Source organism: Barnesiella sp. B2-R-119 (assembly GCF_023656675.1).
GTDB lineage: Bacteria > Bacteroidota > Bacteroidia > Bacteroidales > Barnesiellaceae > Barnesiella > Barnesiella intestinihominis.
In genome coordinates, this window is sequence record NZ_JAMOKL010000001.1 from 567,472 (window position 1) to 585,140 (window position 17,669).

Sequence of the window (17,669 nt, forward strand, 5' to 3'; positions counted from 1 at the left end):
ATCCTATCTCCCATTAATAATAAACCGAAACTATCCGACGATCCGAAGGAGCCGCACGAAATATCTCACCGGAAATTCCCAACACAAATGTATGAGTCAATACTTGTGTGTCTATACTATTGATATGCGTCGTACGCATTACTTGACGATACCCCAGACGTAATGCCCGCTTTCCCACATGAAGATCGACCGAAATATAATTCCGCACATCGACCCGGTTATGCCATGCTCCGAAATGGACGATCCCGCTACAATTCCCTATACCGAACATCTCATAATAGGACTGTCCGAATTCAGGAGAGAAAAAAGTACCGATTATCGGTAATGAAACCTGATAGCGAAGAGTTACCGGCAATCGTGATATATAAAAATGATATGAGGCCATAGCGGTAGCACCCAAGTCGATAGCAGCTTTCGCCGTTGCCGGATTATTGGAATTACGCAAATTATACAATCCCCCCAACGTAAGTGAGGCCTCTCCACCCCCAGACACATACAGTCTATCGAGCAACTGCCATCTCCTTAACATCGCAAACGAATAGTCCAAATAAAACGATAACATAGAGCCGCTCCCCGATTGATTAGTCATCGAGGCGAATGAACCGGAAACATTGTGGCGGGTAAACCACTTTTCCGGGGCAAAACTAACCGCCCGAAGGCGTTCGTACCCCAAAGCCACATCTAATCCCCAATAACGGATAGGTGTCAAATAGGTATCCAAAGCACTTTGCCTTCCGAGTTCGACCGTAAATACAGACGTAACCGGGCGTAACGGCTTCTCCGATTCTTTTTCCTGTGCCGATACGCATAAAGGAGAAAATATCGAAAAAGTAATACCCATTAAAATGGCACGTAAAATCGCCTTACATTTCGTCATAATTAAAACAAAGTCATTTGTCCCGAAGCACTATCTTCCGGTTTATCGACATTACTATCCATAAGAGCATCCGTTTCGACACTACTGTCATCTTCAACGACAGAATCGTCTTCTTGCCTCAACGGTTCCAATTCGTTAATGGTCGCGACAGAATAAGTCGTAAGCCGTTTCCCCTTCGCTTTAAAACCTTTCACTGCGATAAATTCGGCGGCATCCACAACCATAGGTTCCCGGAAAGAGTCCCCCTCTCCGAATGCGACTTCAATACGAGGATAAGCCGTATCGGTAATCAACAACAAACGGGAATCTGGATTATCTCCCAAGAAACTTTGTTTACGGCTACCTGCTTCAAAAACAAATCGTTTCAAATAGGGATAACCTTGCGCCGCATCATACAAAGCTACTGTCCAAACTTTATCGGGATCAAATTTCTCTATCCGTAAAATATTGGGGTCATAATGATTCGTGGCATCCGATGTCGTCGTGCAAAACTCGCCATTCTCCAAAACGACAAGCACTTGATCGTCTCCATGAAATTCGCCCAAATATTCTCCTCGTCCATCATAATTCAAACGGAGAACATCTCGATCGAACCAAACCTTTCGTCCGCCCAATGTAGATCCGCCCCGTTCTTTCAAAGAAATACGATGAATCTCATTTTTAGTAAGAATATTTCCCATAGATTGGCGGCCCTTAATGGCTATTTCACTGAAATCGCGGTCGACAAACAGAGTTTTCATGCGAGGCTTCGGGACAAAAGTCACCCGCAAAACCTCGGCTTCTCCATTGGGATTCGCTGTAAACCAAACAACCCTCGACCCCGGTTTGCCCTGAGTAAGATCATATTCCTTATCCCGAGTCACACCGGTCACAGCAAAACGTTTCATATAATGCAATCCGGCCTTTCCGTCCCGATAAACCGCATTGTATATCGTACGTTTATCATTCTTCTTAAATACGGCAATATGTAAAAGATTTTTCCCTACGAACATTTTCTCACTCACCTTCACTACCTTATATTTTCCATCTCGGTAGAAAAGAATAATATCGTCTATATCGGAGCAGTTACAAACGAACTCGTCTTTCTTCAACGATGTACCGATGAACCCCTCTTCTTTATTGATATAGAGTTTTTCATTCGCCTCGACCACTTTGGTAGCCTCGATGGTATCGAAACTACGAACTTCTGTCAATCGGGGATAACGACTGCCGTATTTTTCTTTCAAAGAGTCGTACCACTTGATTGTATAATCGACCAAATGGTCTATATCATAATCGATTTGAGCGATTTGCTCTTTTTTAGCAGCGATCAACTCATCTGCCTTCTCTGAATTAAATTTAAGGATACGAGCCATCTTTATTTCCATCAACTTCAATATATCGTCGGAAGTCACCTCCCGGATAAAAGAAGGCTTGAACGGTTCCAAACGCTTGTCTACATGCGCGATAGCCTCGTCCATAGAACGGCTTTCCTCAAATTCCTTATCCTTATAAATGCGTTTCTCTATAAATATTTTTTCTAATGATGCAAAATGCAAAATCTCTTGCGCTTCACCCTTCTGTATAAGTAGTTCCTTATGCAGCAATTCTTTCGTGTTTTCGACACTGATACGCAACAAATCGCTCACAGTCATGAAGTGAGGTTTATCCTCATTGATGACACAACAGTTGGGTGAAATGCTCACTTCACAATCGGTAAAGGCATACAAAGCATCAATAGCCTTATCGGAAGAAGTGCCCGGTATGAGATGAACCAATATCTCGGCATGCTGGGCTGTATTATCATCGACCTTTCGTATTTTTATCTTTCCCTTGTCCTGGGCTTTAAGAATAGATTCTATCAGTGTCGATGTCGTCTTGCCATAAGGAATTTCTACGATAGAAAGCGTACGATTATCGATCTTCTCGATTTTAGCGCGTACTTTCACGCTGCCGCCTCGTTCCCCATCGTTATATTTAGAAACATCTATAAATCCACCTGTCTGAAAATCGGGGTACAAATGAAACTCCTCGCCCCGCAGATAAGCCACAGCCGCTTGTAATATCTCATTAAAATTATGAGGTAATATCTTCGAAGCCAACCCCACAGCGATACCCTCGACGCCTTGTGCCAACAATAAAGGAAATTTGACAGGAAGAGTCACCGGCTCTTTCTTGCGACCGTCATAAGACAACTTCCATTCGGTAGTCTTCGGATTAAATACGACATCTAAGGCAAACTTGGATAAGCGAGCTTCTATATAACGAGGAGCAGCGGCAGAATCGCCCGTAAGTATATTTCCCCAATTTCCCTGACACTCTATCAACAAATCCTTTTGGCCTAACTGCACCAATGCATCACCTATGGAAGCATCGCCATGAGGGTGGAACTGCATAGTATGTCCCACGACATTGGCTACCTTGTTGAAACGCCCGTCATCGAGCAATTTCATCGCATGGAGAATACGCCTTTGTACCGGTTTCAGACCATCGGCCAAATGAGGAACCGCCCGTTCAAGTATCACGTAAGAAGCATAATCGAGAAACCAGTTCTGAAACATTCCCGAAAGTTGGAATTTAATATCCGGCTTATCCGATACAGGTACTTTGTAGGCCGAATGAGACTCCGCTGAAACTTCGGATTCAGCGGAACGATCTTGGGGCATATCTTCTTGCGGTGTCGTTATTTCGTCGCTCATAGAGTGTATTTGGATTTATAAACGGGAAAAGCACACACAAAAGTGTGACTCTTTTTAATTTTTAAATACTCGTGTAACTACATTCCCCTGCAAAAATACAAATTTAATCGAAAAAAATCATTTACTTTGTGCTCTAAAATCGTCTGATTTAAGAAAGTAATCGGCTCGAAAATAATAAAAGTAAAAACAAGATAGCAACATAACATACAAAAGAAATGGCACAGGAAGACGTTTTTAAGAAATTGGTATCCCATTGCAAAGAATATGGATTTGTATTCCCTTCAAGTGAAATATACGATGGATTGGCTGCCGTATATGACTATGGACAAATGGGTGTCGAATTGAAAAACAACATAAAAAAATATTGGTGGGACAGTATGGTCCTACTGCACGAAAACATCGTGGGTATCGACTCCGCCATCTTTATGCATCCGACTATTTGGAAAGCATCCGGGCACGTAGATGCATTCAACGATCCGTTAATCGACAACAAAGATTCTAAAAAACGTTACCGAGCAGACGTGCTTATCGAAGATTGTATCGCCAAAATGGACGAAAAAATCGAGAAGGAGGTCGAGAAAGCCGCAAAACGATTCGGAGATTCTTTCGATGAAAAACTTTTCAGAGAGACCAATCCAAGAGTTTTGGAACACAAAGCCAAACGAGATGAGCTGCACGCTCGTTATGCCCAAGCAATGAACGATGTAGATTTGAACGAATTGCGTCAAATCATACTCGATTACGAAATAGTTTGCCCCATTAGCGGGACCAAAAACTGGACCGATGTACGTCAATTCAATCTGATGTTCTCGACCGAAATGGGCTCTACCGCAGATGGTTCGATGAAAGTCTATTTACGTCCCGAAACAGCACAAGGAATCTTCGTGAACTTCCTGAATGTTCAAAAGACCGGTCGCATGCGTATTCCGTTCGGAATCGCCCAAATCGGGAAAGCGTTCCGTAACGAAATCGTAGCTCGTCAGTTTATTTTCCGCATGCGGGAATTCGAACAAATGGAAATGCAATTTTTCGTACGTCCGGGAGAAGAATTAAAATGGTTTGCCAAATGGAAAGAAACCCGTCTGAAATGGCATAAGGCTTTGGGATTGGGAGACCAAAAATACAGATTCCACGATCATGAAAAATTAGCGCACTATGCCAATGCCGCTACCGATATAGAATTTGAAATGCCTTTCGGGTTCAAGGAAGTGGAAGGTATCCATTCAAGAACAAATTTCGACTTAGGCAATCACGAAAAATTCTCCGGGAAAAAAATACAATACTTCGATCCGGAGTTAGGAGAATCCTATACACCGTACGTTATAGAAACCTCTATCGGTGTAGATCGCATGTTCCTGAGTATTATGGCTGCCGCTTATTGTGAAGAGACACTGGAAGGAGGAGACAGTCGTGTAGTGTTGCGATTACCGGCAGCGCTCGCCCCTGTAAAAGTTGCAGTAATGCCTTTGGTTCGCAAAGACGGCCTACCCGAAAAGGCACGTGAAATTATCGACAATTTGCGTTTCGATTTCAAATGTCAATACGACGAAAAGGATTCTATCGGGAAACGTTATCGCCGCCAAGATGCCATCGGCACACCGTTCTGTGTAACGGTAGACCATCAGACTCTCGAAGACAATACGGTCACCATACGTTTCCGAGACTCGATGGAACAGCAACGGGTGGCCGTAGACCAGCTCCAAAACATAATTGGAGAACAGGTTAGCCTGAAAACATTATTAAAGAAAATTGTAGAATAAATTATTCCTATCCAAATATGAAATACTTCGTTCGAGCCATTTTAGCAACGATCATAGCGGCACTACTTTCTTCGTGCAGTTACAACAGCATGGTCGAAGCCGATGAGAACATAAACGCCCAATGGGCAAAAGTAGAGAATCAATATCAACGTCGCGCCGATTTGGTTCCCAATTTGGTCAATACGGTTAAAGGATATGCAGCGCACGAAAGCGAAACGCTCGAAGCTGTAATCGCAGCCCGATCGAAAGCGACCCAAATTACCGTAGATCCGGCGAACTTGACAGAAGAGAATTTACAAAAATACCAAGAAGCACAGGGAGAATTGTCGAGTGCTTTGGGAAAATTGTTGGCAATCACCGAGAACTATCCCGATTTGAAGGCCAATCAAAATTTCTTGGAATTACAAGCTCAGCTCGAAGGAACTGAAAACCGCATTGCGACAGAACGCTCTCGCTACACGGACGCAGTGAATGCCTATAACAAAAAAATCCGTAAATTCCCTGCTTTGATTACGGCAAAGATTTTCGGATTCGACGCAAAACCTCAATTCAAAGCCGAAGCGAGTGCTGCGCAAGCTCCCACCGTGGAATTTTAATGAATAGCAATATACAATGAAAAAGTTACCTATTTTTTTACTTATCTGCCTTTTGATAGGCATTGTCGCCTGCAAGGAGACAGAAGACTATTGGACGCAGTACGAGCAATGGCGAGAGACCAACGAATCATGGTTCATCGAACAACTTGGAGCCAAAGATGAAAAAGGAAATCCCATTTACACCAAAGTAGTCCCAAGCTGGGACCACAGTATTTATGTATTGATGAAATACTACAACGATACGAGTCTCAACCGAGATGCCCAATCGCCTTACCAAACCAGTACGGTAGATGTGATATACAAGGGTATGTTGTATGACGGAACTCCTTTCGATTCTTCTTATCTGAGAACCGACAGTATTTATCGTACACAGGTAAAACAAAACATCAAAGGTTGGATCATAGCTCTCGAACAAATGAAGGTGGGAGACAGTTGCCGTGTGATTATTCCTCAAACATTAGGATACGGAGCTCAATATATGTCGTCTCTGATCCTTCCCTACACGACTTTGGTATTCGACATGAAATTAGTCGATATTCCCGGGTTAGATAAACCGGTGACCGAATAAAAGCATTCTCTTTCCTATTATTATAAACGAGACGGCTGTTAAAAAAACAGCCGTCTCGTTTTACAATATGGTTCAAGATAAAAAATCGAGGCCACTTTTCCTCTGCTCTCTTTTCACTATCTTTGTAGAATATAGGATACGGTTCGGCAGAGTCAAGTCGGAAATGTAAATTCCGCTTGCCATTGCACTCACCTTTCACTATATTTGAGTTGAAGCTCGAAGATACTTTCGCTCGGCTGAATAAAATTAAAGCGAGCTTTGTTTTGCTCCGCTCTCGCTTATTCGTATATTTGTAGAACATAGGAGCAGTTCGGTAGAGCCAAGCCGGAAATGTAAATTTCGCTTGCCTTTGCACTCACCTTTCGCTATATTTGTATGTAAATATGAAAATAAGCTGCACATCGCCAGAATTTCTTTTCTCGAATTGCACTATTTTTGTAAAGCAAATGTAACACAAAGGAAACATGAATGACGTTTCTTTGTTTCAATAAATAGGAATCTTCATACTTTTAAAAATCTACGAAAATGATATACATCGAAAAAGAACTCGACGATCTGAAAAAAGAAGTCCTCGAAATGTGGGACTTGGTTAATTCTCAGCTGAACCGTGCAGGAGAAGCCCTTTTGTCTATGGACAAAGAGCTGGCGCACGAGGTAACCTACCGGGAAAAAAGAGTGAACGCATTCGAGCTGAAAATAGACAGCGATTGCGAAGACATCATCGGATTATACAATCCCGTAGCTTTGGATTTGCGCTTTACATTGGCCATGATGAAGACAAGTAATAACCTCGAACGCATAGCCGACTTTTGCGATGGAATAGCCCGATTCGTTATCGACTATCCCGAAGTAAATATTGAATCGGAGCTATTCGAAAAAACGGGTATTAAAGAAATGCTCGACATTGTCAAAGCCATGATGTTGCAAGCCGAAAATGCTCTTATCGAAGAAAAATCGTCCGAAGCGATAGCCGTCTTCAACAAAGACAACCGGGTGGACGAACTGAATCACGCCGCAGTCCCCATCATCGCCGAATATTTACAACAGTTCCCCGAAAGAGCCATAGAGTGCCTTAATCTCATCAGCATTATCCGACGACTCGAACGCATTGGCGACCACTGCAACAATATAGCCGAAGAAATCGTATTTTACTTGGACGCAAAAATATTGAAGCACGCCGGAAAACGTTCTTAATCACATTGCAGGAAGGAGAAAGGTCTGACAAAATAAAATGTTTTTATCATCTTTTACAGTAAAAAAGCGGGGTACTGTCAGAAGAAAATAATATCTTTGTTTAGGTAAAAACAGAGACGTAATTTTTTTGTTAGCCGACAAGGTAATGACAGCCGTTTCTTTTACCAGAAGCCATAAGAAACTTCGAGTACATAATTAAAAAGATGAAACATTTTATCATAGCTATCATACTTTTCTTCGGTATCTCCTCCATGCATATCTATTCTGCTGAGACAGCCACAGTAGAAATTCCCGATATGGAGAAAATAGAAAATGCCGTCCGAGATAGCCGCTCGCCCTATTATTATCCCGACCTAATGAAAAAATACCTCGGCAACGACACGACAATGACGTTGCAGGATTTCAGACATTTATACTTGGGATATGCCAGCCAAGAAGATTACAATCCCTATCGCACAGTCGAGATTCCCGAAAGGATAGAAAAACTTTATGCTCAGACCGTTCATACCGAATCGGAATGTGATTCGCTTATCCAATACGCGCGAATCGCCTTATCCGATATACCTTTCGATTTACGACAAATAAATTTCTTGATCTACGGACTTCGACAAAAAGGAGAGACAGAAGAAGCCAACCTATGGGAATACCGACTGAAAGGTATCATACAAGCCATACTTTCGACCGGCGACGGAAAAGCGCCCGAAACAGCTTGGTTTGTCATTTATCCTGCCGACGAATATAATATCGTAAATCGACAAGGATTTACCGCTACGGAATTTACATTCGTCGAGCCTTATTTCGATTACATATCGATAGAGAAGAACCCTCTTAAAATCGAAGGGTTCTATTTCAATGTAAAAAAACTGCTCAAAGAATACAACCGTAAATTCTACGAGCGTTAATCTAACCCTATTCGAATTATACTAATCATTTAATCATATAAAACCATTATGGAAATAAAACCCGGTAAATTTGTAGTTCTGACCTACGACCTGTACGCAGGCGCAGGCGAACCGGAAGAAACATTAATGATGCGCGCTACCGACGAAATGCCCGACCAATTCGTGTTCGGAGTGGACCAAAATATTCTTCCTTCCATGTTAAAACGGCTCGAAGGATTAAAACAAGGCGACAAATTCGATTTTGTACTTTCTTGTGAAGAGGCCTTCGGAGAACGCAACGAAGAACACGTCATGGAGTTAGACAAGGAGATTTTCATGGTAGACGGAAAATTTGACGACCAAACCGTATTCGAAGGAAATACCGTGCCGATGATGACATCGGAGGGCTACCGTATAAACGGCTCCGTACTAAAAGTTACAGACGACAAAGTTTTGATGGATTTCAATCACCCGTTAGCCGGTGAAAATCTGCATTACGTAGGTACGGTCAAGCTCGTACGCGATGCCACGGAAGAGGAACTTCACCCCCGCCATAGTTGCGGTTGTGGTTGCGGTCACGATCATGGCAGTTGCGGTGACGGCTGTGGAGATTGCTGCGACGGTTGTCATTAAATAAAAACAAACAGACACATAAGAGCGAGGGCGGGTGCATGGCTGCGACCCGCCCTCATCGTTTCCTACTAATAAGCTAATATCCGATTATCAACATAACCCCGACAGCGATTATCACAGAAAACAGGAGATAAAGGACCGAAGCCCACAGTGTGCGCCCCAACGTTTTCCAAAACTTATCGGGGAAAAACGAATACGCCGCCCAATAAGTGGGGAGCAAGCAAAGAACCATCGAAGTCCACCCATACACCGTATAATACGAGGCGTCCAACACCCACCCGATAGGCGTTAACACCAACGAAAGCAAAATATACAACACCGACAGGTAACAACAACCCAGCAGATACTCTACCCAATTGTACCGCGCAGCACCGGCCTTGCGGAAGGCAATCTTGACAGCCAACACCATGAACGGAACCGTGACGATAGTGAGTAAAGTATAGTGCTCGACAATCCAATTGTGAGTAGCCGATCCCTCGATAGTCGAAATAGTCCCGGCCCCACCCTCGATATGTCCGAAGAAAAGAAGGATTACACACCATACCGCCAGTAACGGGATAGGAGCCATATAGCCTTTGCGACGTCCGGCGAAGTAATCACTTATCAGCCGATCGGGGTGGACGACCAACGTGCGCGTTGTCTTAACAAAGGTATTGTCGACATGAAAAATACCATGCAGAATATTGTCCCACACACTCCTCCAAGTCAATCGCTCCACCGTGGATTTTTGACCGCAATGGTTACAAAAGTTACCTTCAAATTCGGTTCCGCAGTTTTTGCAAATCATCTCCTTCTCGTCATTAAAAATCGGGAGACAAAGATACATCGTCACGCACTTCTCGCCAACAAACAACAGCCCGAATTTTCAAAAATAGTTCGTCGGGCGGTGTGGCCGGCGGTTACAGGCCAACCGGATATCGCTCTTCACGGCCGACATCGCCCCCTTGTATTGCAACTGACGGCGAGCGCTCTCTTCGGGTTGTTTCGTAGCAAACCATTGATTCAAAACATGATGTACTATCGCCCGTTCGAGCTGATGACAAATTGATTCATCGAGCGCCAACGGGCGTTGCCGAGACAAAAGAACGGCAAAAACAAGTGCTGTTTCGGTGGAAACAGACTCATCGGATAAATAGGCAGACAAAGACCGCATCATTTCGTCTCGGGCATCGGCAAGCCAACGGGAAAGAAATGGTTTATCATCTTCGGAAAAAATTATAGAACGACTCCACCCCGACTTCAAATCAGACTGTCCCACTAAACTTTTTGCCACATAGGAACTTTCGGCAATCAACTCACGCAATATCTGTTCTTCTGAGAATGAAAATACGACTGTCTCAAACTCAAACGGATTTTCTACATTTCTTATCTTTTTCATTTCCTTCTTATGATATAAAAAAACAATATGACAATAAAAATCATTAGGACACACCCCGACACTCTATGAGTGTCCATTTCCTTTGAACTACGATGGTTCTGTTCCTTCTCCGAACGAGATTGTAAGGCAGCTGTCTCGTTTAACGAATCAGAAACGGCAGTCTCGTTCCGAGCGACAACTTTTTTCGATTGTTTCAAACGAGTAATCGAAATGGAAGGATTGACAGTTTTGTCCTGCATGGAATCGAATACATCTACATGTATCCATTCCCATTCGGTAAGCCCCGACCATTCATTCCGACACAGCGAATCAATGACGACATGTAAATCGCGATCAATAGAATGCACGCGATTTTCCCGAGCCTCACCGATTGTCTGACGAGACGTATGACAAGCCCAAACAAAAACCGGAAAAACAATACACAAAATATAAGGAAACCTTTTCACGATACACCTCCTTTTTGCATACGGTAAATTGTCAACAGAGCCGACCGCTCGGACAAATAAAAACGAGGAGCTCGTTTTTCAGCCAATATCGTACAAAGCGCATCGTTAAACGGGACTTGGGGACGTCGCCTCAAATAGCTCGCCAACATATTGGCCAAATCGTTGTACATCTCTGTTCTTGTCGATGACACACATCGAGGTGAATAGCCTTTGAAAATTCGTTTCACATTCCGCCTCGCTTCCTCATAACTGATATAGAAACGAGGAGCTATGGAATAAACCACACGCCTGACAATCTGCTCCCGGGGAACATTCACGGCCATTTTTCCCAATGATTTAAGGGCTTCGTTGTATGCCCTAAACAAATCTCGGTCTCTTTCTTCCTTGTAATATAGTTCCATATAATTCTTATTACAAGAAGAGATACAAAAACATAGCTTTCTCAAAAGCCTCTACGAAACGGGTAACACAAATATATATCCAAATTGGTATAAATACAAATATTTATGGTTATTTTACCACAATATTATATTTTTTTATTTTTTCAGATGTTAATTTAGAGACGAGATGGAGTAGAAAATATGTATTTTTGAGGTGATAAACCAAATAATAAAATGAATTTCAGAACGGCCATAAATTTTCCCGGTAATCCCGGATATATCGACCATCGGCAACAAATTTTGTTGCTGGGGTCGTGCTTTGCCGAAAACATAGGCTTATGGCTGCAACAGCGTAAATTCAATGTCGATATAAATCCATTCGGCACATTATACAATCCCCTTTCCATTGCCCAAAGCTGGGAACGAATCGTCGAGGGAAAAGCGATTATTGAAAACGAACTTTTCGCTTTCAATAATCTATGGCACAGTTACGATCACCATTCCCGATTCTCGGGGTGCGACAAGAAGGCCACGTTATCGCTCATGAACCGCCGAATCGAAAAAAGCCACCGCCAAGTACCGAATATCGACCGAATAATCATCACATGGGGAACCGCTTATGTATTCCGATTAAAAGAGACGGGTAAAGTTGTCGCCAACTGCCACAAACAACCGGCCTCGATATTCGACCGAGTGCTGTTATCGGTCGATGAAATAGTTTCCCGATGGAGAGACATCACAAAACACATCGAAAACAATCTACCTCAATGTCGTATATTGTTCACCGTGAGCCCCATACGTCACCTTAGCGACGGAGCACACGGCAACCAAATAAGCAAATCGACGCTGCTACTGGCGATAAACCGATTACAACAAGAGTTCGGGATTTGCGATTACTTTCCTTCTTATGAAATCATGATGGACGATCTGAGGGATTATCGTTTCTACGATACCGACATGACGCACCCCTCGAAATCGGCGATCGCTTATATAACCGAAATATTGGAGGAAGCATACCTTTCTCCCGAAAGCAAAGAAATAGCCTCTCAATGGTACAAGATACAAAGAGCTTTGGAACATCGTCCCCTGATGCCCGATAAAGACGAGTACACTATTTTTTTACAACATACGCTCGACAAGGTCATGAGATTTCAACAAATGTATCCTTACATAAATGTATCGAACGAAATTACAGAATTAAACACAAGAATCAGTCAAATATGAATTACACGATTACCGAAATAGCAACTATCGTCAAGGCACAGAAAAGAGCCTACAAAGACTATACTATCACGGCTCTATTAACCGACAGCCGTTCTCTCACGTTTCCCGAGGAGACTTTGTTTTTCGCCTTGGTTACCGAACGAAACGACGGTCACCGTTACATCAAAGATCTCTACCGAAAAGGAGTACGAAACTTCGTGGTAGAACATCGGATAGCCGATGAAGAGCTTATGCCCGAAGCAAATTTCATCATCGTAAAAAACACATTAGATGCCTTGCAACAATTAGCTGCGACACATCGAAAAAAATTCGATATACCGGTAATCAGTGTTACGGGAAGCAACGGAAAGACCACAGTCAAAGAGTGGCTTTATCAACTTCTCCAACCAGACTACAATACGGTGCGCTCTCCCCGCAGTTACAACTCTCAAATAGGAGTCCCGTTATCGGTATGGCAAATAGGGTCGAAAACCGAGATGGCTATTTTTGAAGCCGGAATTTCTCAACCCGATGAAATGATTCATTTGGAAGAAATCATCAAACCGACGCTCGGTTTGATAACCAATATCGGAGAAGCCCACCAAGAGGGATTCCAAACCATACAGCAGAAATGCATCGAAAAACTCACTTTATTGAAAGCCTGTGATTGCATTATTTACGATGGAGACAACGAACTTATCTGCGAATGCGTGGAGAAACTCTGCTTCGGGTGTCGAGAGATTGCTTGGTCCAGAAAAGACCGGGACAAACCGCTGTACATCTCCAAAATAATCAAAGGTAACGATTCTACAAAAATAGAATATACTTACTTACAATACCACAGTTATATTACTATCCCATTCGTAGAAGATGCTTCCATCGAAAATGCGATTCACTGTCTGGCAGTCATGCTTTACTACAACCGACCGCCCGAAACGATAACCGACCGCATGAAGCGTTTGACTCCGGTAGCCATGCGTATGGAAGTCAAAGAAGGGATAAACAACTGCCTAATTATAAACGACAGCTATAACTCAGATATCAATTCACTCACCATAGCCCTCGACTTTCAAAATCGAAGGGCGGCAGCCAAAGGTATGCGCCGCACGCTTATACTGTCGGACATTTACCAGACGGGACTACCCCCGGCCAGCCTATACCGGAAAGTCGCCGATATCATATTGCACAAAGGAATAGAACGACTCATCGGGATAGGCCCGGTAATCTCGGATAACGCTTACCTTTTCAATCTCGAAAAAGAATTTTATCCGACGACCGAAAGTTTCCTTGCACAACTTGACCCAGCCGACTTTCATAATGAACTGATTCTAATCAAAGGTGCGCGAGAATTCCATTTCGAGCTCATCTCCGAGACCTTAGAACTGAAACAGCATGAAACCATACTGGAAATAAATCTCGACGCCATCGTCCACAATTACAACCTATTCAAATCGAAATTACGTCCCGAAACAAAAATCATCTGTATGGTAAAGGCTTTCGGCTACGGAGCCGGTTCTTATGAATTGGCAAAGACCTTACAGGACAGAGGAGCCGATTTCCTTGCAGTAGCCGTTGCCGACGAAGGAGCCGAATTGCGGAAAGCGGGAATAACCATGCCCATCTTGGTGATGAATCCCGAAATGAGCAGTTTCAGAACACTGTTCAGCTATTATCTCGAACCCGAAATATATAGTTTCGAACTGCTGAAAGCGATTATCGCAGAAGGGGAAAAATTAGGTTTAGCGGGCTATCCTGTGCACATAAAAATAGATTCAGGCATGCATCGGCTCGGATTCGAAGAAAAGGATATGGAACAAGTCGTGGAAATTCTCAACGACCAAACCGTCGTCATCGCCCGTTCGGTCTTTTCTCATTTCGCGGGAAGCGACGAAAAAAGATTCGACGATTATTCTCATCGTCAAATCGAAACATTCTCTCGTTGTGCCGACTACCTACAACAACACTCCAAGCATAAAATACTGCGACACATACTAAATACGGCGGGAATATTACGCTTCCCCGAATACCAAATGGATATGGTAAGGCTGGGTATAGGATTATACGGAGTCTCCCCTATCGACACACCTTGCGGGCTGGAAACAGTCAGCACATTGAAAACAACTATCCTTCAAATCAAAACACTGTCTGCCGGAGAAACCATAGGGTACGGAAGAAAAGGTGTATTATCTCGTGATTCCCGCATAGCAGCGATTCCCATAGGATATGCCGACGGACTCGACCGCCATCTGGGAAATGGAAAAGGGTGTGTCGTTGTAAACGGAAAACGAGCTGCCATCGTAGGTAATATTTGTATGGACGTATGCATGATCGATGTAACCGATATAGATTGTAAACCGGGTGACCGAGTTGAAATATTCGGAGAACAACTGCCCGTCACCGAAATCGCAGAAAAACTCGATACAATCCCTTATGAAATTCTCACTTCGGTTTCTACCCGGGTGAAGCGAATCTATTACAGAGAATAAATACAGGCGTTTTAAGGAATTATTATACATTCCTTTTTTACAAAATTCCAATCGTTCAAAAAAACAATTTTTCTTTTACCGATTCAAAAAAAATAGAGGCCCTTCGGGGCCTCTATAAACTGAGATAATACTCTCTCATTTTTTAATTTCAATTTCTTCTTTCAGGTCAATTTCATTTCTCTCGGCATCATAAAATTTATATTCGAGATAAGCGAGAGACTGATTAGGAATTACTTTCAGCTGAAAAGTGTATTTACAACGCCACTTCATCTTCAAAGAAAATACACCTTGATTGACATATGCAGCTACAAAAGGATGTACGTGTAATGTGAATTTCTTTATTTTCAACTTATACACCAGATAATGAATCTTCGACTCCAACAGATCGGTAAAAAGTAAGGAAGGAGGAATAGTACCTTTACCATGACAAGTCGGGCAATCTTCACTGGTAATAATATCGAGTGCCGGCCGCACCCGCTGGCGGGTAATCTGCATCAATCCGAATTTACTCAACGGCAAAATATTGTGCCTTGCCCTATCATTAGCCATCAGCTCACGCATGCGGTCATATAGTTTCTGACGGTTCTCGGCTTCGTCCATATCGATGAAATCGATCACGATAATACCGCCCATATCGCGCAACCTCAGTTGCCGTGCTATTTCTTCGGCGGCATTCATATTTACATCAAGGGCATTGCTCTCCTGATCGGAAGAAGCCTTCGAACGATTTCCGCTATTTACATCGATAACATGCAGAGCCTCTGTATGTTCGATAATGACATACGCTCCACTTTTAAAAGAAACGGTTTTTCCTAATGAAGATTTTATTTGCTTGGTAATAGCGAAATTATCAAAAATAGGCAACTCCCCATCGTAAAGTTTAACTATATCTTTTCGATCGGGAGAAATAAGACTCACATAGTTGTATATTTGGTTATATGTCTCCTTATCGTTTACATAAATATTTTCGAAAGAAGGGCTAAATATATCACGCAGTATCCCTACGGTTCTACCCGTTTCCTCATAAACGAGCGACGGAAGCTGAGCCTTTTGCAACTTCACTAACATATCTTCCCAACACCTTACCAACGTTTTAAGTTCGTTATTCAACTCTGCGACCCGTTTCCCTTCGGCAACAGTTCTGACAATCACACCGAAATTGCGGGGTTTAATACTTTGTATGAGCTGCCTAAGGCGCAATTTTTCCTCGTTCGATTTAATCTTTTGCGATACAGATACTTTATCTGAAAAAGGGATTAACACTAAAAAACGACCGGCAAAAGAAATCTCTGCCGTAAGGCGAGGTCCCTTAGACGAAATAGGTTCCTTAGCAATTTGAACCAACACTTCTTGACCCACCTTCAAAGCATCGTTAATCGTACCGTCTTTTTCAATATCGGGCAATAAATCAAATTTAGAAAGAGACAACACTCGTTTGCGATCGGCAAGCGACTGTTTAAGAAACTTTGCACTCGAATTATATTGTGTACCTAAATCGAGATAGTGCAGGAAAGCATCCTTTTCGTAACCTACATCAACAAATGCAGCATTAAGTCCCGGCATCAGCTTTTTGACCCGTCCCAAATAGATATCGCCCACAGAAAACGATATGTTCCGAGCCTCTTTCTGAAGCTCCACCAATCGATTATTCTCGAGCAATGCAATAGAAATCTCTTTGGGTTGTACGTCTACTACAAGTTCGCTGGACATAAATTGTTATTTAGATTACTGATATTCACGCAGCATGTCGGCCTTCTTAAAAAGAACAGGCATCCTGCCAAAAGAGTTTTTAATACTAACCATTTGTTATACAAAATGGTTTCGATAAAGCAGAAAGAACAAATCTAATGACTAAATCGCATTAAATTTGTTCTTCGTGTTCTGTCATTCATTGAGCCGACAGACATTATTTCTTCTTATGTCTGTTTTTTCTCAATCTTTTTTTGCGTTTGTGAGTAGCCATCTTATGGCCTTTTCTTTTTTTTCCACTCGGCATAACGGTATGCTTTTAAAGATTAATACTTATATTTATTGATTTTCTTATTTTACTTCACCCATAAAAGTTTTTGCAGGCTTAAATGCCGGAATGTTGTGGGCCGGAATTATTATCGTAGTATTTTTGGAAATATTGCGAGCCGTTTTCTGTGCTCTTTTCTTTACGATGAAACTACCAAAACCTCTCAGGTACACATTTTCACCTTTTGCCAAAGAGCCCTTTACACTCTCCATAAATTTTTCAACGGTTTCAAGAACAACAGCTTTTTCTATTCCTGTGTTTTTAGAAATTTCGTTTACAATGTCAGCCTTAGTCATTTTGCTATAAATTATAATATTTACGAATAATATTGTTTTTAATTTTTTGGACTGCAAATATATAGCTTTTTACCCATCTAAAAAAGCAAAAACACTTTTTTTTCTCAAATTAAAAGCCTCAATCCATACTGTTTTGCGAGTGCAAATATCGTACTTATTTTTTACTTTTCAGCAACTTATATTATTTTATTCTTATAGGAATGTTCCACTCACCGGTTTAAGACAGCAAGTAAAACCATTTACTCGATCGTTACATCTTAACGAATCTGAAAATAA

Annotated in this window: 16 protein-coding genes; 8 read left to right on the forward strand and 8 right to left on the reverse strand. The window is 42.3% G+C overall.

Annotated elements, in window-relative coordinates; translation table 11 throughout:
- Positions 1–13 precede the first annotated feature (13 nt).
- Entirely contained in the window at positions 14–877 is an 864-nt protein-coding gene (locus NBH06_RS02080; RefSeq protein ID WP_250792544.1) for a DUF3316 domain-containing protein, read from the reverse strand.
- 2 nt (positions 878–879) lie between these two features.
- Complete coding sequence (locus NBH06_RS02085) at positions 880–3,522, reverse strand: DNA gyrase/topoisomerase IV subunit A (protein ID WP_284703172.1); 2,643 nt, start codon at positions 3,520–3,522, stop codon at positions 880–882.
- 248 nt (positions 3,523–3,770) lie between these two features.
- On the opposite strand from NBH06_RS02085, the gene NBH06_RS02090 reads away from it, so the two are divergent.
- The 6 genes from NBH06_RS02090 (at position 3,771) to NBH06_RS02115 (ending at position 9,187) form a co-directional block, all read left to right on the forward strand.
- Positions 3,771–5,315 (forward strand): glycine--tRNA ligase, encoded by a 1,545-nt coding sequence (locus NBH06_RS02090; RefSeq protein WP_046411998.1) that lies wholly within the window; start codon positions 3,771–3,773, stop codon positions 5,313–5,315.
- 17 nt (positions 5,316–5,332) lie between these two features.
- Positions 5,333–5,911, forward strand: a complete 579-nt coding sequence (locus tag NBH06_RS02095; protein WP_008861086.1) for a LemA family protein — start codon at positions 5,333–5,335, stop codon at positions 5,909–5,911.
- Between the two features lie 16 nt (positions 5,912–5,927).
- Positions 5,928–6,479 (forward strand): BamJ family beta-barrel-assembly machinery protein, encoded by a 552-nt coding sequence (gene bamJ / locus NBH06_RS02100; RefSeq protein WP_008861087.1) that lies wholly within the window; start codon positions 5,928–5,930, stop codon positions 6,477–6,479.
- Positions 6,480–7,004: 525 nt separating this feature from the next.
- The gene (gene phoU, locus NBH06_RS02105) at positions 7,005–7,673 is read left to right on the forward strand and encodes a phosphate signaling complex protein PhoU (protein WP_021891878.1); all 669 of its coding nucleotides are present in this window, start codon (positions 7,005–7,007) and stop codon (positions 7,671–7,673) included.
- A 203-nt stretch (positions 7,674–7,876) separates the two neighbouring features.
- A complete protein-coding gene (locus NBH06_RS02110) occupies positions 7,877–8,575 on the forward strand; it encodes a DUF4919 domain-containing protein (RefSeq protein ID WP_021891879.1) in 699 nt (232 codons plus the stop codon).
- A 48-nt stretch (positions 8,576–8,623) separates the two neighbouring features.
- Positions 8,624–9,187: an FKBP-type peptidyl-prolyl cis-trans isomerase gene (locus NBH06_RS02115; RefSeq protein WP_021891880.1), complete on the forward strand. Its 564-nt coding sequence runs from the start codon at positions 8,624–8,626 to the stop codon at positions 9,185–9,187.
- A gap of 76 nt (positions 9,188–9,263) precedes the next feature.
- On the opposite strand, the gene NBH06_RS02120 is transcribed toward NBH06_RS02115, so the two are convergent.
- The 4 genes from NBH06_RS02120 to NBH06_RS02135 form a co-directional block, all read right to left on the reverse strand.
- Positions 9,264–9,974 (reverse strand): DUF3667 domain-containing protein, encoded by a 711-nt coding sequence (locus tag NBH06_RS02120; protein ID WP_021891881.1) that lies wholly within the window; start codon positions 9,972–9,974, stop codon positions 9,264–9,266.
- Positions 9,975–10,052: 78 nt separating this feature from the next.
- The gene (locus NBH06_RS02125; RefSeq protein ID WP_021891882.1) at positions 10,053–10,565 is read right to left on the reverse strand and encodes a hypothetical protein; all 513 of its coding nucleotides are present in this window, start codon (positions 10,563–10,565) and stop codon (positions 10,053–10,055) included.
- Positions 10,562–11,011 carry a hypothetical protein gene (locus tag NBH06_RS02130; protein WP_195492313.1) on the reverse strand — a complete coding sequence of 150 codons (450 nt, stop codon included), beginning with the start codon at positions 11,009–11,011 and terminating at the stop codon, positions 10,562–10,564. The genes NBH06_RS02125 and NBH06_RS02130 overlap by 4 nt, the downstream gene beginning before the upstream one ends.
- Positions 11,008–11,412: a hypothetical protein gene (locus NBH06_RS02135; protein ID WP_021891884.1), complete on the reverse strand. Its 405-nt coding sequence runs from the start codon at positions 11,410–11,412 to the stop codon at positions 11,008–11,010. Before NBH06_RS02135 ends, NBH06_RS02130 begins: the two co-directional genes overlap by 4 nt.
- Positions 11,413–11,625: 213 nt before the next feature.
- Between NBH06_RS02135 and NBH06_RS02140 the strand changes: the two genes are divergently transcribed.
- Entirely contained in the window at positions 11,626–12,615 is a 990-nt protein-coding gene (locus NBH06_RS02140; protein ID WP_250792546.1) for a GSCFA domain-containing protein, read from the forward strand.
- On the forward strand, positions 12,612–15,080 hold the full coding sequence (locus NBH06_RS02145; RefSeq protein WP_250792548.1) for a bifunctional UDP-N-acetylmuramoyl-tripeptide:D-alanyl-D-alanine ligase/alanine racemase: 2,469 nt from the start codon (positions 12,612–12,614) through the stop codon (positions 15,078–15,080). Before NBH06_RS02140 ends, NBH06_RS02145 begins: the two co-directional genes overlap by 4 nt.
- A gap of 135 nt (positions 15,081–15,215) precedes the next feature.
- Here the strand turns inward: NBH06_RS02145 and NBH06_RS02150 are convergent, their stop codons facing one another.
- Together NBH06_RS02150 and NBH06_RS02155 are read right to left on the reverse strand one after the other, a co-directional pair.
- Entirely contained in the window at positions 15,216–16,790 is a 1,575-nt protein-coding gene (locus tag NBH06_RS02150) for an Rne/Rng family ribonuclease (protein WP_008861097.1), read from the reverse strand.
- Positions 16,791–17,120: 330 nt separating this feature from the next.
- On the reverse strand, positions 17,121–17,426 hold the full coding sequence (locus tag NBH06_RS02155) for an HU family DNA-binding protein (protein WP_270552212.1): 306 nt from the start codon (positions 17,424–17,426) through the stop codon (positions 17,121–17,123).
- Positions 17,427–17,669 lie beyond the last annotated feature (243 nt).